General features: G+C 46.0%; 9 protein-coding genes and 1 pseudogene. 3 read left to right on the forward strand and 7 right to left on the reverse strand.

Features of this window, described 5'->3' with window-relative positions:
- Positions 1-4: 4 nt before the first annotated feature.
- Positions 5-1,174 carry a DegT/DnrJ/EryC1/StrS family aminotransferase gene (locus RID09_RS30175; protein ID WP_446339594.1) on the reverse strand — a complete coding sequence of 390 codons (1,170 nt, stop codon included), beginning with the start codon at positions 1,172-1,174 and terminating at the stop codon, positions 5-7.
- A gap of 295 nt (positions 1,175-1,469) precedes the next feature.
- On the opposite strand from RID09_RS30175, the gene RID09_RS30180 reads away from it, so the two are divergent.
- Both RID09_RS30180 and RID09_RS30185 read left to right on the forward strand, forming a co-directional pair.
- On the forward strand, positions 1,470-2,855 hold the full coding sequence (locus RID09_RS30180) for a DUF1517 domain-containing protein (RefSeq protein ID WP_446339595.1): 1,386 nt from the start codon (positions 1,470-1,472) through the stop codon (positions 2,853-2,855).
- Positions 2,856-3,051: 196 nt separating this feature from the next.
- Positions 3,052-3,960, forward strand: coding sequence for an Rpn family recombination-promoting nuclease/putative transposase (locus RID09_RS30185; protein ID WP_446339596.1), 909 nt, complete (start codon positions 3,052-3,054; stop codon positions 3,958-3,960).
- A 94-nt stretch (positions 3,961-4,054) separates the two neighbouring features.
- Here the strand turns inward: RID09_RS30185 and RID09_RS30190 are convergent, their stop codons facing one another.
- The 3 genes and pseudogenes from RID09_RS30190 to RID09_RS30200 all read right to left on the reverse strand — a co-directional run bounded on the left by RID09_RS30190 (position 4,055) and on the right by RID09_RS30200 (position 6,715).
- The gene (locus RID09_RS30190) at positions 4,055-5,539 is read right to left on the reverse strand and encodes a hypothetical protein (RefSeq protein WP_446339597.1); all 1,485 of its coding nucleotides are present in this window, start codon (positions 5,537-5,539) and stop codon (positions 4,055-4,057) included.
- A gap of 265 nt (positions 5,540-5,804) precedes the next feature.
- Positions 5,805-6,047 (reverse strand): annotated as a pseudogene (locus tag RID09_RS30195) (RRXRR domain-containing protein); the annotation flags it as partial.
- Between the two features lie 329 nt (positions 6,048-6,376).
- Positions 6,377-6,715 (reverse strand): metal-sensing transcriptional repressor, encoded by a 339-nt coding sequence (locus tag RID09_RS30200; RefSeq protein ID WP_446339601.1) that lies wholly within the window; start codon positions 6,713-6,715, stop codon positions 6,377-6,379.
- 277 nt (positions 6,716-6,992) lie between these two features.
- Between RID09_RS30200 and RID09_RS30205 the strand changes: the two genes are divergently transcribed.
- Entirely contained in the window at positions 6,993-8,195 is a 1,203-nt protein-coding gene (locus tag RID09_RS30205; RefSeq protein WP_446339598.1) for an HhoA/HhoB/HtrA family serine endopeptidase, read from the forward strand.
- A gap of 468 nt (positions 8,196-8,663) precedes the next feature.
- On the opposite strand, the gene RID09_RS30210 is transcribed toward RID09_RS30205, so the two are convergent.
- From RID09_RS30210 to RID09_RS30220, 3 genes are all read right to left on the reverse strand, one after another.
- Positions 8,664-9,443, reverse strand: a complete 780-nt coding sequence (locus tag RID09_RS30210; protein ID WP_446339599.1) for a pentapeptide repeat-containing protein — start codon at positions 9,441-9,443, stop codon at positions 8,664-8,666.
- A gap of 143 nt (positions 9,444-9,586) precedes the next feature.
- On the reverse strand, positions 9,587-10,591 hold the full coding sequence (locus RID09_RS30215) for a zinc-dependent alcohol dehydrogenase family protein (RefSeq protein ID WP_446339602.1): 1,005 nt from the start codon (positions 10,589-10,591) through the stop codon (positions 9,587-9,589).
- Positions 10,592-10,841: 250 nt separating this feature from the next.
- Positions 10,842-11,852: an ABC transporter permease gene (locus tag RID09_RS30220; RefSeq protein WP_446339600.1), complete on the reverse strand. Its 1,011-nt coding sequence runs from the start codon at positions 11,850-11,852 to the stop codon at positions 10,842-10,844.
- Positions 11,853-12,213: the final 361 nt, after the last annotated feature.

Here is a 12,213-nt window from a genome sequence, read left to right on the forward strand (position 1 = left end):
GAGCTTACCCCGAAATTACAGCCGCCGGATGCGGTTCAAACAAGCTATTTAGGCAATCAACCACTCGCTCAATTTGAGCGTTACTTATTCCAGGATACATAGGCAATGATAGAATTTCCTGGCACAGGGTCTCAGCATGGGGGAAATCACCCTCTTGATAGCCCAAATAGTGATAAGCGGGTTGCAGATGGCAAGGGAGGGGGTAGTGGATACCCGTTTGAATCCCGGCTGCATTGAGTTTATCTTGCACGATTTGGCGATTCAGGGAACAGGCGGCGGTAATCCGAATCACGTACAGATGATATACATGACCTGTACCGCTTTGGTTTTGGATGGGGAGAATCCCTTTGTCGGCTAAGGGGGATAATAATTTGTCATAGTACTGGGCGGCGGCGTTGCGAGATTGGTTCCATTGGGACAAATGGGGTAACTTGGCGTTGAGAACCGCCGCTTGGATGGAATCTAAGCGACTGTTTTTGCCCAGTTGTGAGTGATAATATTTACGGGGTGCGCCATAATTCCGCAGCGATCGCAAGGTCTGATAGATATCGGGATCACTCGTCAATATGATTCCGCCATCGCCAAAGCAGCCTAAATTCTTACTCGGATAAAAGCTAAAGCCGGCGGCTTTACCCACCGAACCCGCCTGATACCCGTCCCGTTGGGCTAAATGGGCTTGGGCGGCGTCTTCAAATAGTAACAGGTTGTGGGTATTGGCAAAGTCGAGTGACTGCTGAGGCGATACCATCTGACCATAGAGGTGAACCGGTATAATCGCCTTGGTTTTGGGGGTAATTGCCTTTTGCGCCGCATTCAGGTCAATCAGGGCGGTGTTTGGGTCACAATCAACTAAGACGGGTGTCGCCTTTGCCTGAAGTACACCAATGAGAGTGGCGATGAAGGTATTGGCAGGAACAATAACTTCGTCACCGACACCAATACCACTTGCCTGTAATCCTAGCGCGATCGCATCCGTACCTGAAGCGACACCGACACCATAGTCTACACCAGACGCTGCCGCAAATGCCACTTCCAACTCGGCTAAGGCTTGACCTAAAACGAAATCGCCGCGCTGGATAACTGTCTGAATCGCTTGTTCAATGTCCGCTTGAATCGGCTGGTGTTGCAGCGTCAAATCAACAAAGGGAATGGTTTCTGGGGGTGGGGGATTCATGAATATACTACGAAAGAATAGGAGTTTGCTGAGTTAGGTTAGTTTATCCCTTATTTAATTTATGCCCGATAAGGCGCTAATGCCTACCCTAGAACTATCAAGTTTTGGTAAAGTTTCCGGTTAACCTGCGTTTGGGAGCAACGTTGTCGGGGCGGGTTTTACCGATAAGATTTTGACATCAACCCATAACTTAACTAAACCCGCTCTTGTTGAACCTAGGATTGTGATTAAACCCTGAATGATTTTTCTCAAAAAGCTACAATTGTAGCTAGGAGAGTAGCATCGGGAGAATCTCATGAATCGGCTACCACGTATGAACTTTAAGACCTTATTTGCCACTGCTCTTTGTTTGAGCCTAATTAACAGTGTAGACCTAGAGGTATCGCGCGATCGCATCAGCGCATCACTTGATATACGTCACGACGCCTACGCTAGAAGCAGTGGGGGACGCAGCGGTGGTGGTTCCTTTAGTCGCGGTTCATCCTCACGTTCGGGTTCCAGCAGTAGCAGCCGTTCATCTTCCCCTAGCCGTTCATCCTCCCCTCCATCATCGTCGAGAACATCTCCATCTCAATCTAATCCTACCAATAGAGGAACAACCGGGGGACGAGCTAGTGGCGGGACATTAGAGAAACCCACATCTCCAACTCCGACTCAAACCAAACCGAATCAACCGAGTCCCTCATCAACCCATCCCAGTCGCATCCCTCACCCGACTTATAGACAAGGTGGACATAGTTCGGTGGAACTCGAAATTGAAATTGAAAATGACGATGACGATTTCCAGAATTATCCGCCAACATCCTATCCAGGGACAACCTATTCAGCACCGCCTCCACAACCCAATCAAAGCCTGACCAATTCAGCACCCCCCGCACAACCCAATCAAAGCCTGACCAATCCGGGATCAACTACTAGTACAACTCCACCGCCAGCTACCGCGCCAGCAACGAATCCAACTCAAGCGGTGAACTCAACGAAATCAGCCAACTCTTTACCCGTCTTCATCATTTTACTCTTTTTTGGGGTCGGGATTTTCCTGGTGGTTTATCTACTAATCAGGTTAATTTTGTCTGTCCTAAAACGCCGAAAAGCCGCCACCAATGAGCTAGAAAATGATATTGTTACGGTGAGTAAATTACAGGTCGCTTTATTTGCTCACACCCCCAACTTGCAATCAGAGTTATCGGAAATCGCCTTAACTGTCGATACAACGACTTCCGAAGGCTTACTCGAACTGCTACAAGAATCGGCGTTAGTCTTGCTGCGTCATTCAGATACCTGGAGTCATGTATTAAGCAGTTCACAAAGCGTTAATATCGAGGAAGCCAAAACCCTATTTACAAAACTTTCGGTAGAAGAACGCAGCAAATTTAGTGCCGAAACCCTCAGCAATGTTGGCGGAAGAGTGCGGCAAAAAGTTCCGGTAATGCCCGATGCTCAAGAAGATCCAGCGGCTTATATTGTCGTGACGCTGTTAGTTGGAACAGCAGATGATCACCCGTTTTTTAGCGACATTCGTTCAACCGAAACCCTGAATCAGGCATTAAAAAAAGTGGCGTCAGTACGTCCTGAGTATTTGATGACCGTGGAACTGCTGTGGAGTCCTCAAAGTCAAGATGATAGTCTAACTTATGATGAATTGTTGACGGAATATACAGATATGATTCAAATTATTTAATTAATAAAAATGCCTCCTCATATCATGTCCGGTTGAATACCCATAATTACGGTGATGGGGAGTAGGGGCTTGGTAACCAAGCCCGTACATTTTTATTATGGGTGATGGGTTCGGACATGATATCAAGAGGAAATGTAGAGACGTTGCATGCAACGTCTCTACTAACGCAGGGGCTCCTTATCGATGAGAAAAAAACATGAAATTTATCAGTCCTAAACTAGATTATGCATTTAAAAAAATATTTGGTTCTGACCAAAGCCAAGAAATACTGATTAGCTTTCTCAATGCCATCATTTATAGTAACAAAAACGTTATTCGTTCTTTAACCATTCTCAATCCATACAATCCTGGTAAAGTTCGAGAGTTAAAAGAGAGCTATTTGGACGTGAGAGCCATTTTGTATGACGGCTCGACTGTTATTATTGAAATGCAAGTATCCAGCACAAAAGCTTTTGATAAACGGGTCACGTATAACCTCGCTAAAACTTACGCAAATCAGTTAGGCGTTGGCGAAGGTTACTGGCTGTTAAATCCAGTAATTGCTATAAATATTGCTGATTTTATCATGTTTCAAGAAACCCCTAAAGTTGTGACAAAGTTTATTTTCAAAGAAGAGGAAGAGTCATTTAGGTATAAAGCCGTCGAATTACAACTCATTTTCCTAGAATTACCGAAATTCAATAAAACCTTGTCTGAGTTAAACAGTTTGACGGACAAGTGGATTTATTTTATTAAAGAAGCAGCAACCTGGGAAAGCATTCCAGCCCCCTTAGCGGAAGTATCTGCAATAGAGAAAGCGTTAAATATCGCGAATCAAGCGAATCTCACCCTAGAAGAATTGGAGGAATTGGAGCGGCGAGCCATAATGTTACAAGATGAAACAGGGCGAATCATTCAAGCTAAAGATGAAGGAATTCTACAGGGAAAGCTAGGAGTAGTAATAACTTTACTCCAGCAGCGTTTTGGCGAAATTCCTAAAAACATTAGCCGCAAAATCGAAGGCTTGTCTGGGAAAGATTTAGAACGCTTAGTTCAGACAATTTTAAGCTTTAATAGTCTGGAGGATTTGTCGATTTGGTTAGAACAAGATACATCGGCGGAATAAGTTGGGAGACTGATAGTTGTCCGAATTTTTGGCTCTAGCAAACCTAATTGAACGTTACGTGTTTTCGCTGACCTTTTCCTACCCTCATCTCCTCTCAACGTTGAGACCAAGGAATCTCAGACTTATCCGCCAAGAAACTTGCCACAGCCGCCGCACCATAGCGATTGAGATGACTCGGATCAGCAAAATACTGATTTTGATTTTTCCATTGCTCTGCTAAATCAACAAAAACAAACTCATTCTGAGCCGCCTTCTGCTGCATTCGCTGTCGAAACTGCCGTTCCCTCGTTAAACGCACCCCATCCAAATAATCTTCACTCAAAGGCAAATTAACAATTACCAAAGGAATCTGCTGCTGTGCTAAAAATGCCTGAATCGAATTCAACGCCACCGCCTGGGGACCGGCAAAGCTAAAGGGTTGATAATCCGCATCATAGCGCCCCGCCACACGGGGATTTTGCTGATAGTAAGTTTTCGGGTCAAATTTACTATCCATCGGCAAAAAGCCATTGGCATCCATCGCGATCGCACTGTATCCTGTAGTATTACGTGCCAGTGCTAGTCGTTGCGGTTGGCTTCCCCCTAACTGAGTTAAGAGTAACCGAGTCTCTGGGGTGGGGACGGGATTGCTACTGGTTTCAAAGGAAACTCGGGTTAACCGCCAGCGTTCCGCCGTGTCATTAGCAGGTATAGTATTTCCCGGTTGTGTGGATTTATCCGAATCGGGACTCTGGGTAATTGAAGCAGGAATTTCTTCACAAGTATCTGGAGTTTTGGTCGTCGATTCTGGTAGTTTGGGGCGATTTCCTGCCATTAACTGTTGATATCCAGCCGATGTTGCCAAACTATTGTAGGTTTTATCTGTTCGCCCACTATTAAACGCCCGCACGCCATCTGCCCAAATAACCAGGCGCGGGAGTTGTTCTGGCGTTAAGAGTTGTCGCAGTTGAAAATCAACCACTTGAGCCGTCGCCCCATTCACGCCAAAGTTGAAAATTTTTAAACCCCCTTTACCGTAACGCGCCAGAACTTGTTGCAGTTGTTGCGGATCAACACCAACTAATGCTCGTGAACTGCCCACAATCAGGACATCTGGAGGACCTACGGCGGCGACATAAGACAGATACAGCAGGAGTTGTTCTTCAAAGATGGGGTTATCAAAGCTGGCAAAGGGTAGAGGAGAGGTTTTTGTCGTTGCTTTTTGTTGGGCAACATCTAAGTTCCTCAGATATTCTGCCACCTTTTTCTGAGCAAACGCCCGTTTCGGACTATCCGGTGACACCGATTGCATCGCCTCAATTGCTTGCATCCACCCTAAGACAACCAAATCCCAATCTTGGGGGGATTGGGCAGATTGAGCCAGATTCGCCGCCCCCGTCGCTTTGTCAATTGCTTTGGTAAAGGGATCAACTTGGGACTGACAGGATGGGGGATTTTCCACCGCTAGAATGGATTCAGTCTGAGAAGATAAATCCTGATCTGCAACCGTATCAGGGGGTGAATTGAAGGAACAGCCAGTTACCCCCATCAATAATGCAGCGAGGACAGTATAGGGACGTTTACAGTAGAAGTTAGCCATAAGGCGATCAGTATTCCTCTAATCGTCAAATCGATGAACATTTGTCGAGTTTGTGGACATAAACCGTGTCTACGTTGAAACCTGTAGTTTTTCCCTAAGAGAATCTCCAGTTTTCAACTTGGACGGGGTATAAGTGTAACCGTCAGTTTTCCACAAGAGGTGGAAATACTTCCAATTAATGCTTTGCAGTTTTCCTTCTGTAAGGGAACGCCAGAAGCCCCACAGTAAGCACATTGGTGATTCCACTTTGCACCGCTCAACGCGGTAAAAACAGGGTAGCCTTTTGAGATTGAACCGCGATCCCGGTAAACAGCTTTCCTGGATCAATTCCGACTACGATATCTTGGGTTGCTTCCCCCGATGGCTCCTTAAGTAACTGGACTTGAAATAACCCCAAGTCGTTGTGTATAACCTTGGCTTTACCGCTCCCTAGCCAACGCCTAACACGGCTGGCTTTAGCTGGTATTAATGGTTTACCTTTCGGTGATAAAACTGGTACACGAATCATGGGTATAAGCCTCTCGTGTGAGTCGTAAGTCCCCTCGACCACCGTTAACAAGATGTCCTTTCCGCAAGCACCTATAACAAGTAGGTTTGTAGATAATCCAGACTGGGGAAGTATCCGGAAGTACGTACCAGTTAACGGCTAATCAGGTCTATTCAACGCTTACGTTGCCAGTCCTGTTCCTGGCAATCCCTGACTTCAAGCGATAGCTAAGTCAGGGTTGTTGAATATGCTCAAAATCGGGATCGTAATAATCGGTTATTGGGATAATTCTCCCCCATCTCCCCCATCTTCCTCATCTCCTGGAGCCCCTCCGCCCCCCGCCAAGAGAACTACGGCAAAAATCGATCTAACGCGGTCTTCAATTGTTCAATTTCCGCCTCCATGTTACCTTCATCAGCCGCCCGACCGATACATTCAGTTAAATGCTCATCTAAAATAACTCGGGCAACTCGATTTAATGCGCCTCGAACCGCCGCAATTTGCACCAGCACATCTGGACAGGGGCGGCTTTCCTGTACCATCGTCTTAATCCCTCGGATATGTCCTTCAATTCGAGAAAGCCGATTGACAATTCGCCGCAGAGACTCCTCATCATGAACATGGGTGTGGCTAGATGCAGCATGATCATGATCATGATCACCATGGCTGGTGTGGCAGGATTGATTCAGTGACTGTAAGTCTGAGTCTGAGCGAGTATAGGTTTCATTAATCAATGGCTTAGCTCCAGTTCGGGATTGGCAACATTTATGGGTTGGTTCTTCTGTTCATAGTAATCCAGAGTCGAGATGTTTGGGAGCAAGGTTTTCCAATGGAGGGGAACCGCTCATCGCTGAAACACTTTTGGCTCAAAGAACGTCCTGGATTAACCAGCCAATGTTAAGCAATTGTGACAATAATTTGGATAGATGATCATAGATACATATAACTGAACTCAAGAATAAGGCTATGCGATTGACAACGTTGTTCCCTCGGTTACGCCAAATCAGCGCTTATGTGATTGCGATCGCAACAGGTGTTCTGTTGACGGTTGGGTTTTATAATGTCTTACCCTCTCACGCTGAACCGGTCTTGAAAAATGAACCCGAATCTCCCATAGTTCTCGCCCAACGCCCACCCATTACCGATATCGGCGGCAGTTTTGTTACAGCGGCGGTGAATCAAGTGGGACCTGCGGTGGTGCGGATTGACACGGAACGCACAGTGACACGCCGCCTCGATCCATTTTTCGATGATCCGTTCTTCCGGCGGTTTTTCGGGGAGGAGGCGCTTCCCCAAATGCCCCAAGAACGACGTCTGAGGGGTCAAGGTTCTGGCTTTATTATTGACCCGAGTGGTGTGGTTGTCACCAATGCCCATGTGGTAGACCGGGCTGATAAAGTAACGGTAATTCTCAAAGACGGACGCCAATTTGAAGGAAATGTCCAGGGTGTCGATGAAATAACCGATTTGGCGGTGGTCAAAATTGATGGCAACAATTTGCCTGTTGTCACATTGGGAGACTCCACTAATGTGCAAGTCGGGGATTGGGCGATCGCAGTGGGCAATCCCTTGGGGCTAGATAATACCGTGACGCTAGGGATTATCAGTACTCTCCAGCGATCGAGTGCAGAAGCCGGGATTCCCGAAAAACGACTCGATTTTATTCAAACCGATGCGGCGATTAACCCCGGCAACTCTGGTGGTCCACTCTTAAACCAACAGGGACAAGTGATTGGTATCAATACCGCCATTCGTGCGGATGCGATGGGAATTGGTTTTGCCATTCCCATCAATAAAGCCAAAGAAATTACCGCCAAATTGATGCGCGGTGAAAAAGTTGTCCATCCGTTCATCGGCATTCGCATGACAACTTTAACCCCTCAATTGGCGCAAGAAAATAATCGCGATCCAAATTCCTCATTCATGGTACCGGAAGTGAATGGGGTTTTAGTCGTGCAAGTTGTGCCAGATTCACCAGCGGCGGCGGCGGGTATGCGTCGTGGGGATGTCGTCACGGCGATTAATGGACAATCTGTCAATAGTGCACAACAGTTACAACGCCTGGTGGAGAATAGTGGTGTGAATCAAGTTCTCCAAGTCAAAGTGGTGCGGGGTAATCAGACGAAAACTTTATCAGTACGCACCAGCGAAATGCGAGAAACGACTTAGTGCCCAGAGGTACAGTAGCTAATGTAGAGACGTGCCATGGCACGTCTCTGAACAAGATTATAATCCAGTTAGTTACTTACCGATAGTTACCCGATATCTCCTGAATATGTGCATACCATACCTTTAAACGGGGATCTCCTCTCCCCATTAAACTGTCTAACAACCTACACCAAGAATCTTTATGTTGTTCTTTTTCCAGAAACTCCAACGATGTTTGCCTTGATAGGTCAAACAAAGGCTTTTCCAGCCAAGCGATTAAGAGAAACCCCATGCAAGAGGAGGCGATTGAAATCGCTGCTACACAAACCAAGTCCGCCTGCGCGGACTAGATTATAAAGGGGGTGGCTAACCCGGATTTGGTATGAAACGTCAGGTAAGGATGCAAGGTAGAAGGACATGATAGTATATCCGGTAGTATCGGACAACCCGCCAGATTTTAAGGCACTAAAGTGCTTACTACAAACAGGTCTATTCAGGAAATTTTTGCTCAGATGAGGCTATGGCTTTAATCGTCTCAATTCCCCATTCGGCTAAGGGGTGATTTAAGGTGGCTAAATAGTCCCATCCTTGGCGATACATGAGCAGTAATTCAGCAAGGTTTTGCTTTTCTTTGTCGTCCCCAGCCGCTTGTCGGATAATTTCTGCTAATAATTCTGGTGAATTTAAGTTTAATGTAGTATCCTTGAGATTAACTCCACTCAGGTTAGCACCACTGAAATTAGCCTCCTGCAAATTAGCATGACTGAGATCTGCCCTAGTCAAATTAGCGCTGACTAAACGCGCATGACTTAAGTCTGCTTCACTCAAATTCGCCTCGCTTAAATTCGTCAGACTCAACTCACTCCAACTGAAATTGGCTTTATATAAATTGGTCTGACTCAAATCAGCGTTAATCAAAGTGGCATTGCTCAGATTGGCTCCGACTATTGTAATGCCAGTTAATTGAGCGCTGATTAATTGAGCGCCGATTAGTTTGGCACCGCTGAGATTTGCATTAATCAAATTGGCTTCTATCAGGATGGCATCGGTTAAATTCGTGGCAACTAAGATGGCACCACTAAGGTTGGCATTCAGGAATAGGGTTTGACTTAAGTTTGAGCCGAATAAAAGTGTGTTGCTAAAATCAGCATGGCTGAAGTTCGCCTCTTGGAGTTTTTCAGTAATGAGTGTTGCACCTGGTAAGTTAATCCCCGAAAAGTTTCGTTGATTCTGGCTATATTGCTGAAGCAGTTGATTTTCTTTGTTCATTTTTACTAATAAGTGATAACTTATAAGATCTCAACCCCAGCCCCTCTCCATCCCCCCTAGCCCCCCTTTGAAAGGGGGGAATGAAGGGAGAGGGGAGCAAGAGATGCTAATCCATCAAATTAGGTGTGCCACGCTACTATTTTTTATGCAATTTGCAAGGCGATTTTTCCGGTGGTTGATCCTGATTCTATAGCTTGATGAGCGCTAACGGCGTCGGGGAGGGGAATGGTTTGAGAGAGGTGAATGTTTAGCTTACCTTTATCTATCCACTGGGCGCATTGTTCGAGAATCTCGGTTTGGTGTTCCTGCGCCGCAACCAATCCTTGGAGTGCTGGTGTTAACATGAGTTCTAAGCTAATCCGCAGATTTCGCGATCGCGCCGTTTTCAATTTCCCAATATTATAGTCAGGTTCGAGGATGGTAACCAAATCCCCGTAGACTTTCACGGCGGCAACGGTGTCGTAAAAGGTTTGACCCCCCACAGTATCAAAGGCGACATCTACACCCTTTCCCTCTGTCCAATCTAATGCAGCTTGGGCAAAGTCGGTTTGTGTGTATAGAATCGGTTCGTCTGCGCCGAATTGACGCACCAATCGGGCTTTTTCCTGGGAACTTACCGTCGTACACACATCAGCCCCTTTGATTTTGGCAAGCTGAATGGCAACATGTCCAACACCACCAGCACCGCCATGAATCAGCGCCGTTTGTCCGGCTTCTAAGCGCCCTCGGTCATATAATGCTTCCCAGGCGGTAATTAGGATTAAAGGGGCGGCGGCGGCTTCTGTAAATGACAAGGATTTGGGTTTTCGGGCGACCCAGCGTTCATCAACAACTGTGAGTTCGGCATAATTTCCTGTACCCGATTTTCCTAATCCACCGGCACAGAAATACACCTCATCACCTACCTGAAATCGGCTGACAGCAGAACCCACGGCTTCCACGACACCCGCACCATCACAGCCTAAAATCGCAGGCATTTCGTCGGGATAGAATGTGCCACGGCTTCGTAGTTTAGTGTCGATGGGGTTAACGCCTGCGGCGTGGAGTCGCACTAAGATATCTCTATCGGTTTGCAGTTTCGGTTCGGGTACATCCTGCAATTGCAGCACCTCTGGCTTACCCGGAGTAGTCATGACGACGGCTTTCATTTCTTTGTCCTTTGTCATTCGTCCTTTGTCATTTGTCCTTTGTCAGTTGTCCTTTGTCAAGGAATAGGGAATTTTATCTAAAAACGGTAACATAAAGATACAAAATATCTCCTCTGATGCCTGATAACTTATCTGACTTTTCACGCCTGAGTCGGGGCGGGTTTAGTTACATCAGGTTGCAACCGAAAAGATAGTTGTAGAGACGTTGCATGCAACGTCTCTACAACTGACTTTAGCCTAGCGTTACTAGCTATTTATACTTAATTCTCGGATCAACTAGTGCATAAGAAATGTCAACGACAAGATTAACTAGGACAAAGATAATCGAGATAACAACGACGCCGCCTTGAACAATGGGATAGTCTCGTGCCAAAATTCCTTCGTAAATCCAGGAACCAATTCCGGGCCACGAGAAGATGGTTTCGGTTAAAATAGCACCGCCTAAAAGTGTACCAAACTGCAACCCAATAATTGTCACCACAGGCAACAGAGCATTTTTTAATCCATGGCGAAGAATTACCCAACGTTCGGGAATACCTTTTGCCCTCGCTGTGCGAATATAGTCCTGGGAGAGAACCTCTAACAGAGAAGAACGAGTAATCCGAGCTAAAATAGCTAAGGGAATTGTGCCGAGGGTTAGGGCGGGTAAAATGAGGTGAGATAGAACATCTTGCAATAGGTTGATATCTAGTTTTAGAATAGCATCTAAGAGGTAAAATCCCGTAATCGGTTGAAAGCTTAATCCCGCTTCAATACTAATCCGTCCACTGGGGGGAAACCAGTTCAAGGTAATAGCAAATAGGTAAATTAAAAGTAATCCTAACCAATACACAGGCATGGAAACCCCCAGTAATGAGCCAATCATGGTTATGTTATCGGCGGGACGATTCTTGTAAACCGCCGCTAAAACTCCAGCCGGGATTCCCAGAATGACGGCGACTATCATGGCGGCTAGGGATAATTCAAATGTGGCGGGAAAGCGGGTTATAATTTCATCAATAATGGGAATACCGCTGATAATACTGGTGCCGAAGTCGAGATGGAGTAGATTGTTGATAAAAGTGAGATATTGCAGGGGTAGGGGTTGATTTAAACCCAGTTGTTCTCGTAACGCTTCTACCTGTTCGGGAGTCGCTCGTTCTCCTAGCATAACCGTTGCTGGGTCACCGGGAATTAGGTGAAGGAAGAGGAAGACTAACAGGGTAATACCGAGAAGAACCGGTAACAGGTTCAGTAGACGCTTGATGATATAGTGAGTCATCTTCGGGTTTAAAGTTTTTCACCTCAAGTCTTTATCCTATGATGGTTTTTACGGTTAAAATGGGCGCACGTCGGTCATTGGTGTCAACTTAAGCTAAAAAAGAAAGCAATACCTTAATCTGACCCCACCCTAACCCTCCCCTTATAAAGGGGAGGGAACCGACAGGGAACATTTCCCCCCTTAGCAAGGGGGGATTAAGGGGGGTTATTTTCAAGGTAAAGAGATTCAACATTTCACACGGAAAGCTTTTCGCTCTAATGATTTCCCTCTCGTCTCTTTTTTTGAGACAAAGGTGTTGTTATTTTACTTATTTTGTTATAACATTGTTACAAGTAATAAATACATTGAATATTACAGAAGG

It is taken from the genome of Coleofasciculus sp. G1-WW12-02 (assembly GCF_040219735.1).
GTDB lineage: Bacteria > Cyanobacteriota > Cyanobacteriia > Cyanobacteriales > Coleofasciculaceae > Coleofasciculus.